The 23,454-nt window shown below is 62.4% G+C and carries 20 protein-coding genes; 10 read left to right on the forward strand and 10 right to left on the reverse strand.

All coding sequences use genetic code 11. The features are described 5' to 3' along the window. Nucleotides 1–15: 15 nt before the first annotated feature. Nucleotides 16–1,944, reverse strand: coding sequence for an LTA synthase family protein (locus AB4Z43_RS24375; RefSeq protein ID WP_441939155.1), 1,929 nt, complete (start codon nt 1,942–1,944; stop codon nt 16–18). Between the two features lie 279 nt (nt 1,945–2,223). On the opposite strand from AB4Z43_RS24375, the gene fabD reads away from it, so the two are divergent. The 7 genes from fabD to gmk all read left to right on the forward strand — a co-directional run bounded on the left by fabD (nt 2,224) and on the right by gmk (nt 8,793). Next, nucleotides 2,224–3,171 (forward strand): ACP S-malonyltransferase, encoded by a 948-nt coding sequence (gene fabD, locus AB4Z43_RS24380; protein ID WP_441939157.1) that lies wholly within the window; start codon nt 2,224–2,226, stop codon nt 3,169–3,171. 59 nt (nt 3,172–3,230) lie between these two features. Next, nucleotides 3,231–3,968 (forward strand): 3-oxoacyl-[acyl-carrier-protein] reductase, encoded by a 738-nt coding sequence (gene fabG, locus AB4Z43_RS24385; RefSeq protein ID WP_441939159.1) that lies wholly within the window; start codon nt 3,231–3,233, stop codon nt 3,966–3,968. Nucleotides 3,969–4,167: 199 nt separating this feature from the next. Further along, the gene (locus AB4Z43_RS24390; RefSeq protein WP_006203723.1) at nt 4,168–4,404 is read left to right on the forward strand and encodes an acyl carrier protein; all 237 of its coding nucleotides are present in this window, start codon (nt 4,168–4,170) and stop codon (nt 4,402–4,404) included. A gap of 34 nt (nt 4,405–4,438) precedes the next feature. Continuing rightward, nucleotides 4,439–5,701: a beta-ketoacyl-ACP synthase II gene (gene fabF / locus AB4Z43_RS24395; protein ID WP_441939161.1), complete on the forward strand. Its 1,263-nt coding sequence runs from the start codon at nt 4,439–4,441 to the stop codon at nt 5,699–5,701. Nucleotides 5,702–5,803: 102 nt separating this feature from the next. Continuing rightward, the gene (gene mltG, locus AB4Z43_RS24400; RefSeq protein WP_019857270.1) at nt 5,804–7,069 is read left to right on the forward strand and encodes an endolytic transglycosylase MltG; all 1,266 of its coding nucleotides are present in this window, start codon (nt 5,804–5,806) and stop codon (nt 7,067–7,069) included. A gap of 155 nt (nt 7,070–7,224) precedes the next feature. Then, nucleotides 7,225–8,115 (forward strand): YicC/YloC family endoribonuclease, encoded by an 891-nt coding sequence (locus AB4Z43_RS24405; protein WP_069093372.1) that lies wholly within the window; start codon nt 7,225–7,227, stop codon nt 8,113–8,115. Nucleotides 8,116–8,136: 21 nt separating this feature from the next. Continuing rightward, nucleotides 8,137–8,793: a guanylate kinase gene (gene gmk / locus AB4Z43_RS24410; RefSeq protein ID WP_441939343.1), complete on the forward strand. Its 657-nt coding sequence runs from the start codon at nt 8,137–8,139 to the stop codon at nt 8,791–8,793. 6 nt (nt 8,794–8,799) lie between these two features. Here gmk and AB4Z43_RS24415 read toward each other — a convergent pair whose 3' ends face one another. The 7 genes from AB4Z43_RS24415 to lptF all read right to left on the reverse strand — a co-directional run bounded on the left by AB4Z43_RS24415 (nt 8,800) and on the right by lptF (nt 16,786). Further along, entirely contained in the window at nt 8,800–9,093 is a 294-nt protein-coding gene (locus AB4Z43_RS24415; protein WP_069091805.1) for a DUF1330 domain-containing protein, read from the reverse strand. A gap of 64 nt (nt 9,094–9,157) precedes the next feature. Next, complete coding sequence (gene rsmA / locus AB4Z43_RS24420) at nt 9,158–9,997, reverse strand: 16S rRNA (adenine(1518)-N(6)/adenine(1519)-N(6))-dimethyltransferase RsmA (RefSeq protein ID WP_441939164.1); 840 nt, start codon at nt 9,995–9,997, stop codon at nt 9,158–9,160. A 25-nt stretch (nt 9,998–10,022) separates the two neighbouring features. Further along, a complete protein-coding gene (gene pdxA, locus AB4Z43_RS24425) occupies nt 10,023–11,039 on the reverse strand; it encodes a 4-hydroxythreonine-4-phosphate dehydrogenase PdxA (RefSeq protein ID WP_171880394.1) in 1,017 nt (338 codons plus the stop codon). A gap of 13 nt (nt 11,040–11,052) precedes the next feature. Beyond that, nucleotides 11,053–11,985, reverse strand: coding sequence for a SurA N-terminal domain-containing protein (locus tag AB4Z43_RS24430; RefSeq protein WP_441939166.1), 933 nt, complete (start codon nt 11,983–11,985; stop codon nt 11,053–11,055). 90 nt (nt 11,986–12,075) lie between these two features. Then, nucleotides 12,076–14,502 carry an LPS-assembly protein LptD gene (locus tag AB4Z43_RS24435; protein ID WP_019857277.1) on the reverse strand — a complete coding sequence of 809 codons (2,427 nt, stop codon included), beginning with the start codon at nt 14,500–14,502 and terminating at the stop codon, nt 12,076–12,078. Next, entirely contained in the window at nt 14,502–15,587 is a 1,086-nt protein-coding gene (gene lptG, locus AB4Z43_RS24440; protein ID WP_027046677.1) for an LPS export ABC transporter permease LptG, read from the reverse strand. Before lptG ends, AB4Z43_RS24435 begins: the two co-directional genes overlap by 1 nt. Then, on the reverse strand, nt 15,584–16,786 hold the full coding sequence (gene lptF, locus AB4Z43_RS24445) for an LPS export ABC transporter permease LptF (protein WP_019857280.1): 1,203 nt from the start codon (nt 16,784–16,786) through the stop codon (nt 15,584–15,586). Before lptF ends, lptG begins: the two co-directional genes overlap by 4 nt. A 355-nt stretch (nt 16,787–17,141) precedes the next feature. On the opposite strand from lptF, the gene AB4Z43_RS24450 reads away from it, so the two are divergent. Both AB4Z43_RS24450 and AB4Z43_RS24455 read left to right on the forward strand, forming a co-directional pair. Beyond that, complete coding sequence (locus AB4Z43_RS24450; RefSeq protein ID WP_027046678.1) at nt 17,142–18,653, forward strand: leucyl aminopeptidase; 1,512 nt, start codon at nt 17,142–17,144, stop codon at nt 18,651–18,653. A 9-nt stretch (nt 18,654–18,662) separates the two neighbouring features. Beyond that, entirely contained in the window at nt 18,663–19,112 is a 450-nt protein-coding gene (locus tag AB4Z43_RS24455; RefSeq protein ID WP_441939169.1) for a DNA polymerase III subunit chi, read from the forward strand. A 78-nt stretch (nt 19,113–19,190) separates the two neighbouring features. On the opposite strand, the gene AB4Z43_RS24460 is transcribed toward AB4Z43_RS24455, so the two are convergent. Both AB4Z43_RS24460 and AB4Z43_RS24465 read right to left on the reverse strand, forming a co-directional pair. Further along, on the reverse strand, nt 19,191–19,595 hold the full coding sequence (locus AB4Z43_RS24460; protein WP_236952095.1) for a DUF995 domain-containing protein: 405 nt from the start codon (nt 19,593–19,595) through the stop codon (nt 19,191–19,193). A 180-nt stretch (nt 19,596–19,775) separates the two neighbouring features. Then, nucleotides 19,776–20,699 (reverse strand): glycoside hydrolase family 26 protein, encoded by a 924-nt coding sequence (locus AB4Z43_RS24465; RefSeq protein ID WP_202379288.1) that lies wholly within the window; start codon nt 20,697–20,699, stop codon nt 19,776–19,778. A 619-nt stretch (nt 20,700–21,318) separates the two neighbouring features. Here AB4Z43_RS24465 and AB4Z43_RS24470 point away from each other — a divergent pair. Further along, nucleotides 21,319–23,193, forward strand: coding sequence for a glycosyltransferase family 2 protein (locus AB4Z43_RS24470; protein ID WP_441939171.1), 1,875 nt, complete (start codon nt 21,319–21,321; stop codon nt 23,191–23,193). Nucleotides 23,194–23,454: the final 261 nt, after the last annotated feature.

Raw genomic sequence — 23,454 nt, forward strand, 5'->3', positions numbered from 1 at the left:
CGATGGGTCGGCTGATCAACTCGTGTGGGCGACAACCTTGTCGACCGTCTCGGGGAAGAAGTCGGGCGCAGCGTGGCGCTTGCCGAACATCATGTCGTACTGGATGAGCCGGAAATCGCGGATCGCCGGGTCGATCTCCTTCTGGCGCGACCAGTCGGGCGTGGCCTCGCCGGCCGGGGTCAGAAGCAGGTTGCGGTCGACGACGCGGTAGCGCTCCCGCATCTCACCCAGGAAGCCCGTATAGTAGGGATGGGTGATGCCGGCGGCAGTCAGGATATGATAGGGCAGGAATGCCGGGCTCACCGTGCCGAGGTTCGCGACCGGACCGGACCGGTTCGACCAGATGATCAGCGGCGTTTCGTGATGGTCAAGGGCGGCCTGCGGCGTCGGCTCCTTGCGCGGCGCGACATTGTCCTTGAGGAAGCCGGTCTCGACATAGACCGGCCCGAGCGGCGGCAGATGGTCGCCGAAGAAGGCGACAATCGTCGGCCGCTCCCGCTTCTTGGCCCATTCGATCAGCCGTTCAAGGCCCCGGTCCGCGTCGGCTGAACCCTCCGCATAGCTCAACAGCGAGTCGCGCGCCCACTGGCTGATCGGCGCCTGCACCGCGTGGGTCGGGTTGTAATAGCGGTTCGGTTCATAGGGGCCATGGTTTTGCAGGCTGACCGCGAAGAAGAACACCGGCTCGTTGCTGGCGTCGGCTTCGCGGATGATCTCGTCCGTCATCGCCGCGTCGGATGCCAGCGGTCCGCGCTTTTCCATGGGCGGCAGCGTCTCTTCCGACTTGAAATCGTTGAAGCCGAAATCGGCGTACACCGCGCCACGGTTCCAGAACCAGTTGGTGCCGGGATGGATGGCACGCGCGCTGTAGCCCTCGCTTTTCAGGAAGGTCGCCATGGAAGGCGTCGGCGTGCGCACATATTGCTGGTAGGGGATGCTGCCAGCCGGCAGGAAAGCGTTGGAAAAGCCGGTCAGCGCCTCGAATTCGATGTTGGCGGTCATGCCGCCGAATTCAGGCGAGAACATCGAACCGGAACGCAATGCCCGCACGGTGGGAATGGGATCCGGCGTGATGGTGACGCCGGGCAGCCTGGTCGGATCCCAGAAGGATTCGCTCATGACGATAATGATGTCGGGCTTTTCATCGGGCACCGAGGCCGTCGTCTGCGGCCGGTCGATCGCCGCGATCGCCTTGTCCGTATAGCCCGGCGGTGCCGAGACATGCGCCATCGGCACGTTGAGCGCGAAGGCGAGCGCAAAGCCGTTGGAGGCGTAGTTTTCCTTCTGGTCCCACATGATCGGGATGATCTGCAGCCGATCCCTGGTCCAGGAGAAGGTGGCATAGTCCATGATCGAGACGAAGAAGGCGAGCAGCGGCACCGCCAGCGTCAGCCGGGCAAGGCGGCCCTTGTGGCTGAGCGCTGGAACCTTGCGGCGCCACAGCCGCCAGCCATAGACGAGCAGCGACAGGCCGGCGATGATGCCGGCGACCATGGCGAGCGCGGTCATCGGCCGGTCACGCACCAGAAGCGGCAGCAGCGCGAAGATCTGGCGAGCGTAGAGAAAGTCAGTCGGGTAGAGCGGATCGCCGAGATAATGCGATTTCTGATGGCCGACAAAGGCCAGCGCCAGCGTCAAGGGCGCGACGATCATCAGGCTCTGATGGCTGCGTCCCAGAACGGCGTCGAGACCGATGAGGATCAGCGCGAACACGACGATGGTGGTCCAACCCGGCTTGAGCGGCTGCAGGAAGAAGAAAACGGTGCCGGCGACGTCACCGCGCACGATCAATTCGATGGCGAACACCAGGATGGCGGAGATCGCCAAGCTTATCAGCCCGTAACGGACGACCGGCCATCTCCGGCCCGGCAAATAGCCGGTGGACGGATCGTCTTCCAGGAATTGAGGCGCAGCTTTGCTGGCGCGTTTCGAACTCTTTGCCACTTTACTTCCCACCCGGCGACAACCCAAGTCACGCGATTGTCATATAATTGTCACGCAAAGCTAGCGCCTGTGGCGGAAATAAGAAGAGCCAGCGAACGATTCGTGAGCGGTTTTCATCAGGAGTGATCGCCAAAAAGCCCTTTCGGAACAGGCACTCGGCGTACGGTTCGGAACTGGGGCCGGGTTGAACCGGGCTTGACTTGGCGGCCTGCCTTGCGCCACAGGCAGGGAAAATTCGTGTTATCAGGTCAAGTAAAACCAGTCTTCGGGAGCCCACGCATGGCCGTCGCATTCACCTTTCCGGGACAAGGCAGCCAGGCTGTCGGCATGGGCAAGGATCTCGCCGACGCCTTTCCCGAGGCGCGCAGGGTCTTCCAGGAGGTCGACGACGCGCTCGGCGAAAACCTGTCGAAGCTGATATGGGAAGGTCCGGAAGAGACCTTGACGCTGACGGCCAACGCGCAGCCGGCGCTGATGGCGGTTTCGCTGGCGGCAATCAGGGCGCTGGAAGCGCGCGGTTTCTCGCTGAAGGACAAGGTCGCCTATGTCGCCGGCCATTCGCTGGGCGAATATTCGGCCCTTGCCGCCGCGGGTTTCGTTTCCGTCGCCGATGCGGCTCGGTTGCTGCGCATTCGCGGCAATGCCATGCAGGCGGCTGTGCCGGCCGGCGAAGGCGCCATGGCGGCCATCATCGGACTGGAGCAGGCGGATGTCGAAGCCGCTTGCACCGAGGCTGTGCAAGGCTCCGGCAAGGTCTGCCAGATCGCTAACGACAATGGCGGCGGCCAGCTGGTCATTTCCGGCGCCAAGGCCGCGGTCGAACTGGCCGCCAAATTGTGCACCGAAAAGGGCGCCAAGCGGGCGCTGATGCTGCAGGTCTCGGCACCCTTCCATTCGGCGCTGATGGCGCCGGCGGCCAATGTCATGCGCGATGCGCTCGCCGGTGTGACGAAGCATGCGCCGGCGGTTTCTGTGCTGTCCAACGTCACGGTGACCCCGACCAGCGATCCCGACGAGATCGCCCGGCGCCTGGTCGAGCAGATCACCGGCCGCGTGCGCTGGCGTGAAACGGTCGAATGGTTCGGCGCCAACGGCGTCACCACGCTTTACGAGATCGGCGCCGGCAAGGTGCTGTCGGGCCTGGCACGGCGCATCAACCGCGACATCGCGACATCGGCCGTCGGCACGCCGGCCGATGTCGCGGCCGCACTTGCCACATTCGCATAATCCACTGGCGATTTGACCCCACCCGTGTGAAGGGTGTTTTCTCAGATCAGGAGACGAAAATGTTCGAACTGACCGGCCGCAAGGCGCTCGTCACCGGCGCATCGGGAGGCATCGGCGAGGCGATTGCCCGCGTGCTGCATGCACAAGGCGCCATTGTCGGCCTGCACGGCACCCGCATCGAGAAACTGGAGGCCTTGGCGGGCGAACTCGGCGACCGGGTCAAGCTGTTTCCGGCCAACCTGTCGAACCGCGACGAAGTCAAGGCGCTCGGCCAGAAGGCGGAGGCCGAACTCGAAGGCGTGGACATACTGGTCAACAATGCCGGCATCACCAAGGACGGCCTGTTCGTGCGCATGTCGGACGCCGATTGGGACTCCGTGCTCGAGGTCAACCTGACCGCCGTTTTCCGGCTGACGCGCGAACTCACCCATCCGATGATGCGCCGCCGCCATGGCCGCATCATCAACATCACCTCCGTGGTCGGCGTGACCGGCAATCCCGGCCAGGCCAATTACTGCGCCTCAAAGGCCGGCATGATCGGCTTCTCCAAATCGCTGGCGCAGGAGATCGCCAGCCGCAACATCACCGTCAACTGCGTTGCTCCGGGCTTCATCGAATCGGCCATGACCGACAAGCTCAACGACAAGCAGAAAGACGCGATCATGGCGGCGATACCGACGCGCCGCATGGGCACGGGTGCTGAAGTGGCGTCCGCCGTCGCCTACCTCGCCTCCAACGAAGCCGCCTACGTCACCGGCCAGACCATCCATGTCAATGGCGGCATGGCCATGATTTGACGGATATGGCGGGCCTGTGAAAAGAGACCATTTCACCTTGGACCTCAGCCATTTTTCGTGTAATGCGGCCCGCAACCCGGCGGTTCGGGCAAAAACCGGTTCGTGGCCGTTGCGTTTCCGGCAGGACCATCTTTCAGCTTGATTAGCGGCATTCTGCCCGCTAACGAAGACAGACAAACAAAAGACGAGGATGCCCCAAATGAGTGACACCGCAGAGCGCGTCAAGAAGATCGTCATCGAGCACCTTGGCGTCGATGCCGACAAAGTGACGGAGCAGGCGAGCTTCATCGATGATCTGGGCGCTGACAGCCTCGACACGGTCGAACTCGTCATGGCGTTCGAAGAAGAGTTCGGCGTGGAAATTCCCGACGACGCAGCCGAGACCATCCTGACCGTCGGCGACGCGGTGAAGTACATCGACAAGGCTTCGGCCTGACGCTTTCCGCAGTCATCACTGGGGAGGACCTGCGATGAGGCGTGTCGTCGTCACGGGCCTTGGGTTGTTGTCGCCATTCGGCATGGGCTTCGAGCACAGCTGGAAGGAACTTCTGACCGGCCGCAGCGCGGCCAAGCGCATCACCGAGTTCGAGGTGGAGGATCTTGCCTGCAAGATCGCCCACGTCATTCCGCGTGGTGACGGCAGCAATGCCACCTTCAATCCCGAGGCCGTGCTCGAGCCGAAGGAATTGCGCAAGATCGGCGACTTCATCCTGTACGGGATTGCGGCCGCCGACGAAGCGCTGAAGGACTCCGGCTGGGAGCCCAAGACCCACGAAGAACAATGCGCCACAGGCGTGCTCATCGGTTCCGGCATCGGCGGCATCGAGGGCATTGCCGAGAACGCGATAATCCTCAAGGAGCGCGGTCCGCGCCGCATCAGCCCCTTCTTCATCCCCGGCCAGATCATCAATCTCGTCTCCGGCCAGGTTTCGATCCGGCACGGGCTGAAAGGCCCGAACCATGCCGTGGTCACGGCCTGCTCGACCGGTGCGCACGCCATTGGCGATGCGGCCCGCCTGATCATGTGGGGCGATGCCGACGTCATGGTCGCCGGCGGTGCCGAGGCGCCGGTGACAAGGCTGTCAATCGCCGGTTTCGCCGCCTGCCGGGCGCTGTCGACCGAGCGAAATGACACGCCGCAAACGGCATCGCGTCCCTATGACCGTGACCGCGACGGCTTCGTCATGGGCGAGGGCGCCGGCGTTGTGGTGCTGGAAGAACTCGAGCATGCCAAGGCGCGTGGCGCCAAAATCTATGCCGAGGTGACCGGCTACGGCCTCACCGGCGACGCCTATCACATCACCGCACCGGCTGAAGACGGCGATGGCGCTTTCCGTTGCATGACCGCGGCGCTGAACCGGGCCAGGCTTGCGCCCGCCGATGTCGACTACATCAACGCGCATGGCACCTCGACCATGGCCGACACGATCGAACTCGGCGCAGTCGAGCGGCTTGTCGGTAATGCCGCGTCGAAGATCTCAATGTCGTCGACCAAGTCGTCGATCGGCCATCTCCTGGGAGCGGCGGGTGCCGCCGAAGCGATCTTTTCGATCCTTGCGATCAGGGACAATGTCGCGCCCGCGACCATCAATCTCGACAAACCGGAGCGCGAAACCGCGATCGACCTGGTGCCGAACAAGCCTCGCTCCCGCCAGATCGACGTGGCGCTCTCCAATTCCTTCGGCTTCGGCGGTACAAACGCTTCGCTTGTGTTCCAGCGCTACAATGGCTGATCGTCCGGCTGCCGGGCGATGCTTCGGCATGTCGTCAATTTTGCCATATTCGCCCCTACTCTGCCGCAGGGGATTCGTTGAGAGATCAAACGGTAGGGCGAGATGACCACAAATCCGGCGGGCAATGGAGAAGTCGGGCAACGGCCGGCGAACAATACCGGACCGATCGTGCCGAAGACAGCCAGCGAGGCCTTGCGGCCGGAAGCCGGAACGCCGCCGCCGAAGCGCTCGCGCGCTTCGCGCAGCCAGGTCGTGGTGTTCATGAACTTCGTCATCTCCCTGGTGATGCTGATGGTTCTGGCCGCGGGCGCGGCACTTTACTTCGGCAAGCAGGAATTCACTGAACCCGGTCCATCGGCCAATGGCGACACCTTCCTGGTCAAGCCGAACACCGGCGTCCAGGACATCGCCGACCAGCTTGAGCGCCGTGGACTGATCAGTGACGCCCGCGTCTTCCGCCTTGGCGTGCGTGCTTTCGGCAACGATTCCGCGCTCAAGGCCGGCGAATACGAAATCAAGCCCCGGGCATCCATGCGCGACATCATGGAGCTTTTGAAAAGCGGCAAGTCGGTGATGTACTCGCTGACCATTCCGGAAGGGCTGACGGTTGAGCAGGCTCTGCAGCGTATCGCCGATGAACCCGCCTTGAGCGGCGACATGCCGGCGACAACGCCTCCCGAGGGCAGCGTTGCCACCGACACGCTGCGCTTCACGCGCGGTGCGACGCGTCAGCAGATGATCGACAAGCTGGTGGCCGACCAGAAGAAACTGGTCGACGAGGTCTGGCAGCGGCGCGCGCCGGACCTGCCCCTGGCCAATATCGAGGACTTCGTCACGCTGGCCTCGATCGTCGAGAAGGAAACCGGTAAGGGTGACGAGCGTTCGCGCGTCGCCGCCGTCTTCCTCAACCGCTTGGCCAAGGGCATGCGCCTGCAATCCGACCCGACCATCATATATGGTCTGTTCGGCGGCAAGGGAAAGCCCGCTGACCGCCCGATCTACCAGTCGGACATCCAGAAGCAGACGCCTTACAATACCTATATGATCAACGGCCTGCCGCCGACGCCCATTGCCAATCCGGGCCGCGCAGCGCTTGAGGCCGTGGCCAATCCATCGAAGACCGACGATCTCTATTTTGTCGCCGACGGCACGGGCGGTCACGTCTTTGCGGCGACGCTCGACGAGCACAATGAGAACGTCGCCCGATATCGTGCGTTGCAGAAGAAGCAGGCCGATGACGCGGCCAAGGCCGCCGCTCCCGCTGGTGCAAACGGCAACGCCGACAAGCCTGCTACCGACAAACCTGCCGACGGCAGCACTGGTGGCGACAATGGCGACGCCGGCGGCGATGCGGGCGATGCCCAATAGGCGAAGAAAGGCATTGCCCGAAAGGCGACAGCCTGACATTTGAAGGAACGCCACGCGTCCGATTTCGACGCACCTACGGCGGGGTTATTTTCAAGCAGCACTTGCCCTGTCCGGAAACTGGTTTCGGGGTGATGCGCCAGGGATGTGCAGGCGACATGAATTTACAGAGCATGACCGGATTTGCGCGTGCGGTCGCCGAACATGACGGGACCTCGATCGCCTGGGAGGTCAAGTCCGTCAACGGCAAGAGCGTCGAGGTGCGGCTGCGGCTGCCGCAAGGTTTCGAGCGGCTGGAACCGGCGGTCAGGCAAACGCTGCAGAAGCGTTTTGCCCGCGGCAATTTCCAGGCGACGCTGACCATTGGCCGCGCCGCCGGCACGCAGGCGCAACCCGTCGTCAACGAGGCGTTCCTAAAGGACCTTGCGGGTCTCGCCAAGCGGCTGCAGGAACAGTTCGGCGTTGCTCCCGCGACGGCAGACGGGTTGCTGTCGCTGCGTGGCGTGCTCGACATTCCCGAAACCGTGGAAACCGAAGAGGCGCGCGCCGCGCTCGACAGCGCCATCATGGCTGCGCTCGACGTCGCGCTGAAAGGACTCGAGCAGGCACGGCAAAGTGAGGGTGCGGCCCTGGCTTTGCTGCTGTCTGGCCACATCGACGCCATCGAGGCACTGACGCTGCGCGCGGAGGCGGATCCGTCCCGCGAGACGGCGGCGATCCGTGAACGCATAGCCGAGCAGGTCAGGCTGCTGATCGACGCGTCCGTCAATCTGGATGCGAGCCGGCTGCACATGGAGGCGGCATTCCTCGCCACCAAGGCTGATATTCGCGAAGAGATCGATCGGCTGAAGACGCATGTCGCATCTGGCCGGGCGCTGCTTGAGGGCGGCGGCGCCGTCGGCCGGAAGCTCGATTTTCTGGCACAGGAATTTAACCGCGAATCGAATACGCTGTGTTCGAAGTCGAACGCCGCAGCCGTCACCGCGATCGGGCTGGAGCTGAAGGCGGTGGTCGACCAGTTTCGTGAACAGGTCCAGAATCTGGAGTAGCCGATGGTCGCCAAGGAACCGATGGTTCCCAGGGATTTGGGATCCCGCATCCGCCGCCGGGGGCTGATGCTCGTCCTGTCGTCGCCATCCGGGGCCGGCAAGTCGACGATCGCGCGCAACCTCCTGGAAAGCGATTCCAGCCTCGAATTGTCGGTCTCGGTCACCACCAGACCGCGCCGCGGCTCAGAGATCGAGGGTGTCCATTATCATTTCCGCACCATGCGCGAGTTCGAACGGTTGCGTGATTCCGATGCGCTGCTCGAGTGGGCGGAGGTGCACGGCAATTGCTATGCGACGCCGCGCGAGCCCGCGGAACTGGCGCTGGCGCAGGGCCGCGATATGCTGTTCGACATCGACTGGCAAGGCGCACAGCAGCTGAAGGAGAAGATGCGCGCCGACATCGTCTCGATCTTCATCCTGCCGCCATCGATGAAGGAATTGAAGGCCCGCCTGAAGCGACGCGCCGAGGACCAGGAAGAGGTGATCGAGACGCGGCTGAAGAATGCCCGCAACGAGATCGAGCACTGGAAGGAATATGATTTCGTCATCGTCAATGACGATCTCGACCGCGCCTTCGCCGAGGTGCGCGGTATCGTTGTCGCCGAACGATTGCGGCGCGACCGTCGGCCAGGTCTCTTCGATTTCGTCTCAGGGCTGCTGGACGAGAAAACCGTCTGATTGGCGTCAGGCCGCCATGCCGTCGACCAGGATCAGATGGCGGCTGAGCGCGGCGTCGCGCACATCCAGCGCTGCAGCATACTCGGCGGATGCGTACCAGCGCCGTGCCTGCTCAATGTCAGGAAATTCGACAACGATCAGCGGTGTGGGATGCCACTCGCCCTCCAGCGTATCCACCTGGCCGCCGCGTACGAGATAGCGCCCGCCATAATGGGCAATGGAAGCCGCGGCACGCGAGCGGTATGTCTGGAATGCGTCTTGGTCGCGGATGGTGACATCGGAAATGATATAGGCAGGCATTTAGGTTTCTCCGGCATGCTCGCCGGACTATCTATTCCTGCATCGTCGCAATTCCAGACCGGCGCTAAACAGAATTGGTCAGCCTGACGAATTCCTCGACGCTGAGCGTTTCGGCGCGGCGGGTCGGATCTATGCCCGCACGCTCCAGCAAGGCCTCGCCGCCGAGGCTCTTCACACTCTGCCGCAGCATCTTGCGGCGTTGGCCGAAGGCGGCTTCGGTGACGCGGCCGAGTTTCTTGACGTCAGCGGGCAGGGGCGTCACGCGCGGCTCCAGATGCACCACCGAAGAGGTCACATTGGGCGGCGGCGTGAAGGCCGGGGGAGGCACGTCGAAGGCGATCCTGGCCTTAGTGCGCCAGCCGGCCAGCACCCCAAGCCTGCCATAGGCGTCGCTGCCCGGCTCGGCGACGATGCGCTGGGCAACCTCACGCTGGAACATCAGCGTCATCGAGGCGTAGAAGGGTGGCCAGTCCACGACCGTCAGCCACCGCACGAGCAATTCAGTGCCGATGTTGTAGGGCAGATTGGCCACGATCCGTACCTGACCGCTGGCTCCGGCGGCCGCGGAGGCGAGGGCGGCGAAGTCGGTTTTCAGCGCATCGCCGGAAACCACCTCCAGCCGGCCGGGATAGTGAGCGGAGACTTCGGCCAATGCCGCCAGGCAGCGCTCGTCGCGCTCGATGGCGACAACCCGGAGGGCGCCGTTGGAAAGCAGCGCTCTTGTCAGGCCGCCGGGGCCAGGACCAACCTCGATCACCGTGGTGTTTGTCAGGTCGCCCGCGCTGCGGGCGATCTTGCCGGTCAAATTGAGGTCGAGCAGGAAGTTCTGGCCGAGCGCCTTTTTCGCCTGCAGCCCATGGCGCTCGATGACATCGCGCAACGGCGGCAGCCCGTCGATGCTCATGCGTTAGGACCCCAAACGGAGGCGCTCATGCGGCCGCGGCCTTTTTGTCGGTGTCGGCGAGCGTTCTGGCGAGCTTCAATGCGGCGATCAGGCTGTCCGGCCGTGCAATGCCCTTGCCGGCGATATCGAAGGCGGTGCCATGGTCTGGCGACGTGCGGATGAAAGGCAGGCCGAGCGTGACGTTGACCGCATCGTCGAAGGCCAGCGTCTTGGCCGGGATCAACGCCTGGTCGTGATACATGCAAAGTGCAGCATCGTAGCCTGCCCGCGCCCGCGCATGGAACAGCGTGTCGGCCGCCAGGGGGCCGAAAGCATCGATGCCCTCGGCGCGCAGGATGTCGACCGCCGGCCGCACGATATGCTCGTCCTCCAGGCCCATCGAACCGCCTTCGCCGGCATGCGGATTGAGGCCGGCAATGGCCAGCCTCGGCCTGGCGATGCCAAAGCGGCCGGCGAGGTCGGCCGCGGTGATGCGCGCTGTCGCGACGATCAGTTCTGTGGTCAGGGCCTTCGGCACCTCGGCCAGGGCGATGTGGATGGTGACGGGAACCGTGCGCAGGTCCGGGCCTGCCAGCATCATGACCGGCATTGCCTGGACACCACTGTGCCGGGCCGCCAGATGCGCCAGATATTCGGTATGGCCGGGAAAGCGGAAACCGGCATCATAGAGCGGCTTCTTGGCGATCGGACAGGTGACCACGGCGGCGGCGTCGCCGGCAAGGCAGGCGGCGACAGCGCGATCGATCGCCTCGATGGTTCCGGCCGCGTTGGCCGGATCCGGCCGGCCGGGGCTGTCGATGAACCGGGCCGCCAGTGGAACGATCGGCAAGGTGCGGGCGAAAGCCTGCGCCGCCTGTGCCGGTGTCGTCTCGACGATCGGCAACGACACGCCCAGCCGGCTTGCCCGTGAGGCGATCAGCGCCGGATCGGCCAAAAGATAAAAGGCGGGCAGGGCGACCGCCTCGCGCGCCAGGAAGGCGGCGATGGCGATTTCGGGGCCGATGCCGGACGGATCGCCGACGCTTAGCGCCAGCGCGGTCATTGCGCTCTTCACGTCAGCGCTTGACGATGCGGGCTTTCGCCTTCAGCTCGTCGACATATTTCTTGCTGAGTTCGTCGGCGGCCTTGTCGCTGGAGCCTTCGCTCTGGAACACCATCTGGGCCGTCTTGTCGTCGGACACTTCGCGCGACGAGCAGATGCCGATGAACTCGACGCCACGCTCGGTCTCGCGCGTGGTGGTCGCGCCACCGACCTTGGTCGCCTTGATCTGCTCGGCCCAGTCCGGCGGCAGCTGCGGCGCCAGCACCCGGCCCAGATCGCGAACGGTGACGTCGAGCAGGCCCTTGGCGAATTCGCGCGTCGTGTTGCAGCCGTTGAAGCGGGCGCGCATGGCATCGGCCTCGCGCTTGCGCTTGGCCAGCGTCGCGCTGCGTTCAGATGCCGGGACGACGAAGATGACCTGCTGCAGCATGTACTCGGTGGCGCTCGGTTTGGCCCCGCCCTTGTCGAGCATGCGCCTGACCGCATCCTGCTCGGTCACGCTGCCGCCTTCACCGGAACGGTAACGCGCGCTCAAAGCCTGGTTCCAGGCCATCTGGGCACGGATGAATTCCTTGAAATGATCCTTGCCGACGCCGGATTTTTCCATCACGCCATCAAGCTGGCTGAGCTGCATCTTGTTGTTGGTGGCAAAGCGCTGGTAGGCCGCCTCGACCTGAGCGTCGCTGATGCGTATGCCAAGTCGCTTGGCTTCGGCAAGGCGCAGCGTCTGGTCGATCATTTCCTGGGCGGCATCGCCCTTCTTGCGCTGCAGCTTCAGGAAGGCGGCGCGATGCGCGATATCGCCCGACGTGATTGGTACGTCGTTGACGACGTATTTGATCGTGCTGGCGAAAGCCGGCGGCGTCATGACCGCCATCGACACGGATGTCGCCGCCACAAGCAGCGCGAACCCTGCTGAAAAGAGGTATTTCCTCATCGTTAGCATCCCAATTCTATCCCGGTTCCGCCCAATTTCGTCCTCTTCCGGGTGCGCGAATCCGTGCCAGCCCTATGCGGCGAAACGATGTCTCGCCGGCTACTGGATGGTGTCGATAGCGCTGGTCGACGAGCCGAAGTCGCCAAGGGTGCGGAACGACAGGTTGAAGCCGATGCTCTGCGTCACTTCCCTGGTATTCAAGTCGCGCGACTGCGAGTACGTCATCAGATAGGTGAAGCAGGAATCGTTGTAGGCGAAACCGACCCCGTCCTTGACCAGCAGGCTTTGCTGCAGATCATAGGTTCCTGTCCCGAACACGCGCCAGTTTTCGGCAAGATGCGTGGACGCACCGAGTGTCACCTCATGTCTGTCGGTCGTGAAACCGTAGAGCGGCTGGGCCTGGATGAAAGCGTACTTGGCGCTGAGCGACACCGGCAGACCTGAATAGGCTGCCTTCACCTCGGCGCGGCGAACCTCGAAAGTCTGTTCGTCGAAGCGGCCGCTGACGGAAGCCGCGAACCCGTTCGGGCTGCTGATGCCAAACAGGCCGACATAGTCGGACTTGGTGTCCTGAAGGCCCGAATAGGCGCCGACATTGACCAGATCCGGCGCGGCGAAGGAGTTCTCGCCGCCGATCTGGTAGGATTGGCCGAAAATCGCATTGGTGCCCCAGCCGTTGATATAGGAGCCCGAGTAGCGGAAGCCGACATTGGCGCGCGAGCCGCCTTCGATGCGGTCATAACCGGAGAATTTGTCGCGCTCGAACAGGGTGGTCGCGTCGAACACCATGCTCTGGGCGTCTTCATTCGGAATGGCGAGGCCGCCGACATATTGTTCGTTCGGACGCAGGAACAGCTGCGCCATCGGCTCGACGACGTGGCTGGAGCCGCTGGCCATGGAAAACAGCAGCGGCCAACGCATCTCGAGCCCGGCGGTTGCCATGTAGCGGGCGAACGACGAGCGCATATCGTCGTTGGCATTTATCAGCGGATTGGTCGCCATCTGGTTGACGGCCGCGAGCGAACCCGATGACGCGTTGACGTAGTCGACGTCTCCTTGCAGCGCCAGCAGCGGTGTCAGCACCAGCCCGTCGTCGGTTACGAAAGTCCGCTTCCATTCGGCCTCGGTGGTGAGGCGGCCGGATTCGCCTTCGATGCCGCGCACGCGCTGCACGGGCGTGCCGGCATTGTAAGGAACGTTGAAAGTCTGGTCGAGTTCATCGCGGCGGAGGACCCGCGTGTTGACGTTGAGCGACAGCTGGCCGCCGGCCACCGGCGCGTCGGGGATATAGGCGTAGTCAAGCGACGGCAGCACCCAGGGCTGCTGGTTGCTGCGCGCGGCAATATTGCTGTTGAGTGTATTTTCCTGCACATCGAAGTGCATGGCGCGCACATCGAAGTAGTTGCGGCCATTGAGCCCGGTCAGGTAGACCGTCGACTGATGGGTGCTGCCGTTGTACTTGTCGATGTTGTAGGTGCTCGAGAAGTTCTTGTCGGTCTGCAGCAGCACATCCCAGCCGAAATTCCAGCGTTCGTTGATAGCGAACTGCCCTTGCGTGCCCATCATGCCGCGGAGTTTGTTGGGATCGCCCGCCGTGCCCGAATCGACGTTGCGCCCGGCGCGGTCGATGAAGGCGTCCGGATCGCGCTGCTGAATTCCGGCGATCTTCAAACTGTATTCGCCATTGTTGAAGCGCTGGCGCCACTCGGCCTCGCCGAGGAAACCCTGTTTGGTATAGCCGCTTCCCGACACCGTCAGGTCATATGTCGGCGAAAGCGCGAAATAGTAGGGAACCTTGACGCTGTATCCCAGATGGCTGTTGTAGCTGATGCCCGGGATCAGGAAGCCGCTCTTGCGCTTCACCGTCGGGTCGGCGATCTCGAAAGCCGGCAGATAGGCGAGCGGAAAGCCGAAGAATTCGAAATTCGCATTCTCGAAGCGAACCGTCTTCTTCTCGCCATTCCAGATGATCTTCCTGGCTTTCACGCGCCAGGTCGGAGCCTTGTCTGGCTTGTCTTCGCACGGCTCGCAGGCGGTGTAGACGCCATTGTGGAAGGTGGTCAGCACGCCGCCCATGCGCTCGGCGCTCTCAGCGGCGAAATAGGCCTTGTCGATGGTTTCGACGCGCAGCGCATTGACGAAACCGTCGGCGAAATCGTCGGTGATATCGATATGCTGCGAATTGATCTTGGTGCCGTCGCTGTTGACGATTTCAACATTGCCGGTGGCAACCATCCGCTTGGTGTTGCGGTCGTATATGACCTTCTGGGCGACGAGGCGGTTGCCGCCATAGTCGATCTGCACACCACCGACGGCGGTCACCGTCTGGTTGTCGTTGTTGTAGACCAGCGTGTCGGCCGCCAGCAGCATCTGCGAGCCGGACGGAACATTGGTCGCCATCTTGCCGACTTCCTGCGCGAACGCAGGCAACGGCACGGCGCAGGCAAGCAGGCACGCCAAGGCGCTCGCCGCATAAAGGCGCGCCAAATGGGCCTGCCTGCTGCTGGGCAAAAACGCCTCCCTCACTAGCCGTCTTCCTTGTATAGCAGGAAAGTCACCCCGAAGAACATAGCTACCACGACTGGCACCGAGGCGGCTATGGCAGTCGGCACGAACCCCGCCACGCCGAATGCCTTCACCAGCACCGAAACGACATAAAGCAGAAACCCGGCAACGACGCCACCCAGAATCATCGTTGCCGATTGTCCCATCCTCGCAAATCGCATTGAAACTGTTGCCGCAATCAGCGTCATGGCGACGAGGAGGAACGGCAACGCCACCAGCGAATCAAACTGCATGGCAAACGCATTTGCCTTGAGGCCGAAGGAACGGGCAACCTCGATTTTTCCGGGCAGGTCGTAGAACGGGATGGTCTCCGGGCGCGCCAGCCGCTCCTGCACGAATTCAGGCTTCAGATTGGTCGGCACACGATCGCTTGCCGCGGGCTGGATGGTGCCGTTCCTGAAGGTCTTCACATCCTGCAATTCCCAATAGCCGTCCCGCAGGTAAGCGCGCGCGGCGTCCTTGCGCTCGACGATGTTGCCTTGCTGGTCGAGGACGAAAAAGACTGCGTCGGCCATCTCCAGGCCCTGGTCGAGGATGGCCCGCGCGCCGATGATGGTGTCGCCGGTGCTGGTTTTCTGACGAATCCAGGGGGCGGCGTCGGCCGAAACCGTATTTGATTTGCCGGAGCGCAACTGGGTTTCGATCTGTTCGGACAAGGAGAAGGCATGCGCGGCCAGCGGGTTGATGAGCCCGACCGACACAAAGCCGAACAGCAACGCGCCGATGCAGCATGGCAAAAGGAATTGCCAGGCGGAAACGCCGGCGGACCGCGCGATGACCAGTTCGTAGCGGCGGTTGAGCGAAACCAGAGTTGCCATCGCCGAGAACAGGCCGACAAACGGCACGGTCTGCAGCATGATCATCGGCATGCGAAGGCCTGAAATGGCCACCGCCGTTCCGTAAGTGAAGCCGGGCAGACCGGTGGTGCGGCCGGACAGCTCGGTGAAATCGATCAGGAAAACCAGCGCCAGCAGGCCAAGGAAGAACCAGATCGTGATCGTCACGTAACGGAAGAAGAAATAACGACCCAGCGTCCAGCCCATCAGCCGATCCCCTGACCTGAGGTGCCGCGCCTGGACCAGCGCAGTTTGAGGGCGTTCCAGCTGTCGCCGACTCGGCTGGCCAGATTTGTCATCCAGTCCGCCCAGGCCACCGGCAGTTCCATGGTCCGGTTGGAGACGATGAACCAGATCGCCACCGCGGAGGCCACTATGGGCACGCCATAGACCATGTAGGCATATTGCGGCACTTCATCGGCCTTGCTTGCGGCAAAGAAACCCAGCCAGCGCACGAAGAGGGATATGGTGATGGCCGTGATCAAAGGATTGACGCGAGCCTCGCGATGCGAGCGCGCGTCCCCTGCGACCGCCAGCGCGATCAGCGCGAACACCATGGAATACAGCCATTCCGAAAATCGTTGGTCGATCTCGGCCCGGTATTGCTGAGGGGCCTGCTGATAAAGCTTGTCGTTGACGTTGGGATTGAGCAGGTACTGGGTGGTCTGGTCCTTCGGCAGCAGCGTCACCTCGGAGGCCGCCGCCATGAAGGCCGACATGTCGAAAGCATAGGAGGTGAACCGGATGACGCTGAGGTCGCCGGTCAGCGTTTTGCGGTGGATGACGCCGTCATTCATCATCAGCACCTTTTCGCCGCCGCGTTCGACGACGCTGCCGGTCTTGGCATAATAGACGAGATTGACGCCTTCTTCGCGCGAATCGGCGACGAAGATGCCGCCCAGCCGATTGTCCGGAAGCCGCTCGCCAATTTGCAGGAACAGCCCATCCTCGATCTTGCGGAATGTGCCCTCCTGGATGATCAGCGACAACAGATCGGCGCGCGATTGCGCCACCAAAGCGCGGTTCTTCTGCCGCGCATAGGGGTCGATGCCGTTGTCGACCGCAAAGGAAAATACGCTCGCCGCAAGGGCCAGAAGCATGATTGGCCGCACGATCGTCCAGCGCGATGCGCCGGCGGCGTTGACGACGGCAAGTTCGGAATCCGAATTCATGACACTGAGTGTCTGTGCGACCGCCACCACCAGCGCGAAAGGCACGACGATCGGAATGATCGAGGGAAGAATAAGCGCGGCGACCTCGAAGAAGGTCAGCGACGACTGGCCGCTGTCGGTAACCAGGTCGATCTTGGCCAGCACCTGCGTGGTCCACACGATGGCCAGCGTCCAGACCAGCGCTGCCAGAAAGACCACGAAAGCGCGGCGCATGATGTAGCGTTCAACGACCTTCATGAAGGCTTTACTCGATTTTCTCGAACGGCATCATGCCACCACGCTAAGGGTAGCTGCCCGGCGACGCCCGCACAACTGGCTCCGATAGGCTCGATCAGGCAGGCGATCCGGTTCCCGTCCCACGTCGCGTGCCGCAATGGATCGGAGTGTCGGAGGGAATGGATAAGAAAGGACGAACATCGATGGTTAACAACAGGTTGCGGCATGAAGCGGGGCCGTGCCGCGACGAATCGCCATCGATTCCAACTGTCATATGGGTAGCCATTTTGGCAAAGTCTTGCCAAATGCCGGAAAACGACCAAATGTCGCGGATCGCTTCAAACGCTTCGCACGCCATCCCCGAAAGCAGGACATGATGAACCCGAGACCATCGATCGCCTTTGCAAAATTCGCCGCGCCGCAGACGGCGGCGAACCGGAAGGGCACGGTCTTCGTGCTGTCGGCGGATGACGGCGGCCTGAGCGATGCGGCCAGGGCTTACGATCCTGGCAAGACGCTGGAACGGGCCTTCCCGGTGGCCGAATTCACCGGCAAGTTCGCCGGCGTCGTCGAGATACTGGCGCCGGAAGGAGCGTCGCTCGACAGGTTGGTCGCGATCGGCGCGGGCAAGGCGGCGGGGCTCGATGAATATGCCTGGCTGAAACTTGGTGGCACCATTGCGGCGTCGCTGCGCAAGGCAACCGACGTCGCCGTGGTGCTCGACCTTGCCGGCGCTTCGATTGATGGCAAGGACGCCGCCAACCTTGCGGCAGGCATCCTCCTGCGCAGCTATTCCTTCGACAAATACAAGACCGGCAAGGACAAGGATGACACAAAGGCTGATCCGAAGAAGCCGGCCAAGATAACCATCCACACCGCCGACCCGGCAGGCGCCAAGAAAGCCTTCGCCGATGCCGAGGCGGTGATCGACGGCGTGCTTCTGGCGCGCGACCTTGTCAACGAACCGGCAAATATACTGGGACCGGTCGAGTTCGCGGCTCGCGCCAAGGAACTCGAGACGCTCGGCGTCAAGGTCGAGATCCTGACCGAGAAGGAGATGAAGAAGCTCGGCATGGGCTCGCTGCTCGGCGTCGCGCAAGGCTCGCCCCGCGGCGCGCGCATGGCCGTCATGCAGTGGAACGGCGGCAAGCCCAAGGACGGCCCGATCGCTTTCGTCGGCAAGGGCGTCACTTTCGACACCGGCGGCAATTCGATGAAGCCGGCTTCGGGCATGGAGGACATGAAGGGGGATATGGGTGGCGCTGCCGCCGTGACCGGCCTCATGCATGCGCTGGCCGCGCGCAAGGCAAAGGCCAATGTCGTCGGCATTATCGGCCTGGTCGAAAACGCCGTCGATGGCCATGCCCAGCGTCCCGGCGACATCGTCACCTCGATGTCGGGCCAGACCATCGAGGTGCTCAACACCGACGCCGAGGGGCGTCTCGTGCTGGCCGACGCGCTGTGGTACTGCAACGACCGCTTCCAGCCGAAATTCATGGTCAATCTGGCGACGCTGACCGGCGCCATCATGGTCGCGCTCGGCCTCCACTATGCCGGCCTGTTCTCCAACAATGACGAATTGGCGGACAGGCTTGCGGCGGCAGGGCAGGCGACGCAGGAGCGGCTGTGGCGCATGCCGCTCGGCGCCGAATACGACAAGCTGATCGATTCCAAGAACGCCGATATGAAGAACATTGGCGGCCGCTATGGCGGCGCCATCATAGCGGCGCAATTCCTGCAGCGTTTCGTCAAGGACACGCCCTGGGCGCATCTCGACATTGCCGGCACCGCCATGGGCTCGCCGTCGAATGAGATCAACCAGTCCTGGGGCTCAGGCTTCGGCGTGCGGCTGCTCGACCGGCTGGTGCGCGATCACTACGAGAGCTGACCACGATCCATGGCCGACGTGCTGTTCTACCATCTGACCGAATCGACCCTGGAGGAGGCGCTGCCAGGCCTGCTCGAGCGCAGCGTCGATCGTGGCTGGCGCGCCGTGGTGCAGACCGGCACCGAGGAACGGCGCGACGCGCTCGACCAGCATCTTTGGACATTCCGCGATGATTCTTTCCTGGCGCACGCGACCGATCGCGAGGCTTATCCCGGCGAGCAGCCTATCCTGTTGACCACCGGCGACGGCAATCCCAACGAAGCCGAGATAAGGTTCCTGGTCGACGGCGCGGTGCCGTCCGACCTTGCCGGCTACGAGCGTGCCGTGTTCCTGTTCGATGGCCATGACGCCGCCCAGGTCGAGGCGGCGAGGGGGCATTGGAAGACGATGAAGGACGCGGGCCATGCCGTGACCTACTGGCAGCAGACATCGGACCGCCGCTGGGAGCGCAAGGCCTAGCGCTATGCATGCAAGAAAGACCCAAAGCGCATCAACGCGATGCGCTTTGGTCAGCGATGTGCCGCGGATGATAAGGCTCTAGTCGCGGGCCTTGATCCGTTTCTGTTTCCAGCTGACGTAGTCGCCGTGTTTCAATTTCATGAACTCGTCCGCCAGGTTGCGATGCGAACTCCTGAAGACGTACCAGTCGCCATCCGGTAATTTGCGCTGGTAGATCACCCGTCCGGCCTGACGATGCTCGAAGCAGGTGAGGGCGTTGGAGTCGCCTCCCGCGCCATGCCATTTTGCCCGGAAGCAAACCTTGCCGCCGCCGGGAATGAACCAGATGCCGTCACCGTAACCCAGCTTGCCCTTGTCCGAAGTCCAGGCGCTGAATTGACGGCGCTGCGCGGCAAAATAGCCCGCACCATTTCGACCCCAGAGCCATGAACGGTTCTGGTACATCTGATAGATGCCCTCGTCGGGCACCGCCTCGGCCTTCATGGCCAGGTCGGCGGTTTGCGACGCCGTCTTGGCTGTTGCCGGAAGCTGGAAAGCCAGGACGGCTATGGAACAGGCAAGTGCCGTTCCAATGGAATTCCCCAATATTCGTTTCACGACCCCACCCCTACAATTTACGTACACTCAGTTTTTACGCTTGCACTCGACCCTGACAGAGTACGCCTAGGGCAGGACATGCTGAGTAACCCTCCAGTCGGGTAGCCCATAGCCACCCAACCATGGCCACACCTCCTTCTGGTTGAAGTAGACCACCGAGGTCAGGGCCGGAAACTCCGAATAGGATTTGCGGGAATCGGCCTCCCACTGCGAGACATACTCCTGCTTGCCGACATAACCGAGTTCCGCCACGACGACCGGCTTGTTGAAACCCGCGACGCGGTCATATCCGGGCTTCAGCGTCTCGGCGAACGTACGGTCACGACCGGCCTCGTCATTGTCCTTTTTCTGCAGGCCGAATACCGACAGGCCGATGACGTCGACATAGTCGTCGCCGGGGTAGTACTTCTCCAGACCCTCTTCACCTTTGGGTGACCACATGTATTTGGCGGCCGGAGCAGCCTTGCGGCAGAGATCGACCTCGCGCTTGTAGGCGGCGATCCAATCCTTGGGAGCCCAGTTGGCCCAGGTGAAGCGGCCGTTCTTGTCTTCCATCTCCTGCGCCCAACGAATGGTGACGGGGCTCTTCATGGCCCCCACCAGGTTGCAGATCGCCTGCATGTTGGCGTCATATCTGCCGCTCAATATGCCGTCGCGCAGTTCGTTCGGGGTGATGCGCCAATCCTTCGACCAGGTCCAAGGCTCGATGGTGATCAAGAGCGACCGGTTTCGCTGAAGGGCATAGGCATCGGCCAAGGGAAGGGTCGTCAGATCGACGTCTTCCCAAGGTAGGAACAACTCCTCGATGCTGGCGGTCTTGTCGGCGCTGAAGTCGCCGTAAGGGTCATAGGATCCGAACGCCGACGCGGCGCTGCTCGTCTGAACGGGATCCGTCGCGGCTGCCGAGCCGGCGTCCGCCGAAGTCGGCAACGCGGCGCTGCCGCCCAAGGCCAACGCGATTGCAAGCGCACTTGCTGCGATATGTTTCATGATAATCTCCCATGGCTTCGACATCCTGCGGAAGTCGAAGCCTCGCCCACGCGTCGACACGTGATCGACGCAACCATCCAAACCCGATCGGCTTTATCGGCGGAATCTGCGGGATTTCGGAGCGACGATTGGCGGGAGTGCTGCGCACGGATTCCCGCCAAGAAAATCATCTCTCAAACGCCGGCACGAGGAGCTCAAGAGAAAAGGTTCGCCGCGATACTCACAAATTCGCGTCATATTCCGATATATCATCCCGGGCTAATTTAAGAGCCGGTCGCCATAGAGAGTCAAGTACAATTAACGGTTGCTTAACCATGATTCGCTGGGCATGGTTAACGGGCCGACCTTGCCGGAATCCCACCGGGCGCCTTTGGCCCCATCAGCTATTTTCCAACGCTGAAAAATTTCACCGAACGTCTATTCCGGAGCCGGCCATTGGCCTCGTGGCGAAAGTTTGGGCTCCCGTTCAAGGGGTTAGGTTAACCAACGTTCAAGAAGGATGGTTAAGCAGCATTTAATTTAGTTGACACTAACGGAGCGACCGCCGATTCTGCCTGCGGGGATTTAAGGGCCTTGCAGCGGTCGTTGGCTGCAGCCCTAAGTGGCGGCGTGTAGGGACATGAGTTTAGACGTAGGCATCGTCAGCCGTACGGGCAGACGGGCAAAGCGGCCCGGGTCAATTCCGGCCGTCTCGGCTGAGAAGGCTCCTTTTCTCGTGCCCGTACTCTCTCCGATCCAGCAATGGATCCTGCGGACAGGCCTGGCTTTCTGGTTCGCCACCCTCGGTTTTTTCTGGGCCTGGTGGCTGAAGCCGGAACATATCGAACACATCGGATCGTTCACCTTCGCCACACTCGTGCTGGCCTGGCTGACCTTGATGCCGATGTACTTCCTGCTCAACGTGCACGCGTCACTGAAACCTTCAAAGCTTTACAGCGTCCCAAAGAGTTCGCGAGTCGCCATGGTGGTGACCAAGGCTCCATCCGAACCCTTCGCCGTGGTCGCGCGCACGCTGGAAGCAATGCTCGCGCAGGATTATCCGCATGACACCTGGCTGGCCGACGAGGATCCTTCCGAGGAGACGGTCCGCTGGTGCGATGCCCGCGGCGTGCTGATATCGACGCGGCGCGGCAGGGAAGACTACCACCGCAAGACATGGCCGCGCCGCACCCGCTGCAAGGAAGGCAACCTGGCCTTCTTCTATGACCACTATGGTTATGAGCGTTACGATTTCGTCGCGCAGATGGACGCCGACCATGTGCCGACGCCGACCTATCTCAGGGAAATCCTTTATCCCTTCGCCGATCCCGCGGTCGGCTATGTCTCGGCGCCGAGCATCTGCGACAACAATGCCGCCGAAAGCTGGTCGGCGCGCGGCCGGCTGTTTCCGGAAGGGATGTTCCACGGCCCCTTGCAATCCGGCCATACCGGCGGCGGGGCGCCGCTCTGCATCGGCTCACACTATGCGGTGCGGACCAAGGCACTGAAGCAGGCGGGCGGTCTCGGCCCGGAACTGGCGGAGGACCATTCGACCTCGATGCTGATCAACGCGGCCGGATGGCGCGGCGTGCATGCGACGGACGCTATTGCCCATGGCGATGGCCCGCAAACCTTTGCCGATCTTGTCACTCAGGAATTCCAGTGGTCGCGCAGCCTAATGACGATCCTGCTCGAATATTCGCCCACATACTTTCCCAAGCTGTCGCCGAGACTGCGGTTCCAGTTTCTGTTCTGCCAGCTCTGGTATCCGCTGTTCGCGGTCTTTGCGCTGCTGATGTACGCAATGCCAATGTATGCGCTGGTCACCGGGCGCAACTTTGCCAATGTCATGTATGCCGACTTCCTCTTCTACTACCTGCCCAACGCCGGCGCCCTGGTTGGCCTGGTCATGATGCTGAAGGCATTCGGCCTCTCGCGACCGATGACGGCCAAGACGATCAGTTGGGAAGGCACGCTGTTCCTTTTCTTCGCGCGCTGGCCGTGGGTGCTGGCCGGCACGGTGTCGTCGCTGCGCGACTATCTGACCAAGTCGTTCGTGGATTTCCGCGTCACGCCAAAGGGCAGTGGCCCAAAGAGCCTGATTCCGCTGCGCGCCTTCGTTCCCTACGTGGTGCTGGCGGTCGGTGCGGCGCTGCCTGTCCTGCTCGTCGACCACCCCTTCGACGCCACCGGCTTCTACTGGTTCGCTGCCCTCAACGCCTTCCTCTACGGGCTTCTGGTGTTGGTCATCGTCGTGAGGCATGTCATCGAGAACAGGATCCCGCTGCGCGCGAATGCCGCGAAACTCGCCTTTCAGGCATCGCTGGCGATGCTGGCGCTTGCCGTGCCGACCGCGGGTTTTTACGATCGGGGCATGGAAGGCGTCTACGGGCTGCAGCAGGGAGCGGGCGGCTTCCGCATCGTCCGCATCGCCTATGTGGTTTCCGGCGCCGGCCAGGGCAACATCGGCACCCGCAATTTCTACTTCGATCCGGGTTGGGAAACGCGGCGCTGACGCCCAGCTTCATCCGCGCGCAAAGAGTTCTCCTGCACTACATTCACCTTGATGGATGGCTTCGATTGCCGGCCGGTGACATGATGCGGCTTCAGGCACGAGCAAATAAGATCAAATTTTAATAATATCCGATCGAGCGCTGAAAGGCGGCACTGACCATGCCGTTTGCGCGAATTTTAATAAGTATCCTCTAATATTCGAACATGATGTGAATGGCGGTTGGCTGTTCACGCGGCGTGGAAGACACCAAAGAAAAATATC

Origin of the sequence: Mesorhizobium sp. 2RAF45, assembly GCF_052115225.1 — a bacterium.
Lineage (GTDB): Bacteria > Pseudomonadota > Alphaproteobacteria > Rhizobiales > Rhizobiaceae > Mesorhizobium > Mesorhizobium jarvisii.

Bases quoted from the DNA above. Each gene is read 5' to 3' on its own strand.
- AB4Z43_RS24460 (WP_236952095.1), bottom strand. From the start codon at position 19,595: ATGAAGGCCGAGGCGGTGCCCGACGAGGGCATCTATCAGATGTACCAG.
- pdxA (WP_171880394.1), bottom strand. From the start codon at position 11,039: ATGACCGCGCTGGCGCTAAGCGTCGGCGATCCGTCCGGCATCGGCCCC.
- AB4Z43_RS24470 (WP_441939171.1), top strand. From the start codon at position 21,319: ATGAGTTTAGACGTAGGCATCGTCAGCCGTACGGGCAGACGGGCAAAG.
- AB4Z43_RS24465 (WP_202379288.1), bottom strand. From the start codon at position 20,699: ATGAAACATATCGCAGCAAGTGCGCTTGCAATCGCGTTGGCCTTGGGC.
- AB4Z43_RS24405 (WP_069093372.1), top strand. From the start codon at position 7,225: ATGAATTTACAGAGCATGACCGGATTTGCGCGTGCGGTCGCCGAACAT.
- AB4Z43_RS24390 (WP_006203723.1), top strand. From the start codon at position 4,168: ATGAGTGACACCGCAGAGCGCGTCAAGAAGATCGTCATCGAGCACCTT.
- AB4Z43_RS24415 (WP_069091805.1), bottom strand. From the start codon at position 9,093: ATGCCTGCCTATATCATTTCCGATGTCACCATCCGCGACCAAGACGCA.
- fabG (WP_441939159.1), top strand. From the start codon at position 3,231: ATGTTCGAACTGACCGGCCGCAAGGCGCTCGTCACCGGCGCATCGGGA.
- fabF (WP_441939161.1), top strand. From the start codon at position 4,439: ATGAGGCGTGTCGTCGTCACGGGCCTTGGGTTGTTGTCGCCATTCGGC.
- gmk (WP_441939343.1), top strand. From the start codon at position 8,137: ATGGTTCCCAGGGATTTGGGATCCCGCATCCGCCGCCGGGGGCTGATG.
- rsmA (WP_441939164.1), bottom strand. From the start codon at position 9,997: ATGAGCATCGACGGGCTGCCGCCGTTGCGCGATGTCATCGAGCGCCAT.
- AB4Z43_RS24455 (WP_441939169.1), top strand. From the start codon at position 18,663: ATGGCCGACGTGCTGTTCTACCATCTGACCGAATCGACCCTGGAGGAG.
- mltG (WP_019857270.1), top strand. From the start codon at position 5,804: ATGACCACAAATCCGGCGGGCAATGGAGAAGTCGGGCAACGGCCGGCG.
- fabD (WP_441939157.1), top strand. From the start codon at position 2,224: ATGGCCGTCGCATTCACCTTTCCGGGACAAGGCAGCCAGGCTGTCGGC.
- AB4Z43_RS24430 (WP_441939166.1), bottom strand. From the start codon at position 11,985: ATGCTAACGATGAGGAAATACCTCTTTTCAGCAGGGTTCGCGCTGCTT.
- AB4Z43_RS24450 (WP_027046678.1), top strand. From the start codon at position 17,142: ATGAACCCGAGACCATCGATCGCCTTTGCAAAATTCGCCGCGCCGCAG.
- lptF (WP_019857280.1), bottom strand. From the start codon at position 16,786: ATGAAGGTCGTTGAACGCTACATCATGCGCCGCGCTTTCGTGGTCTTT.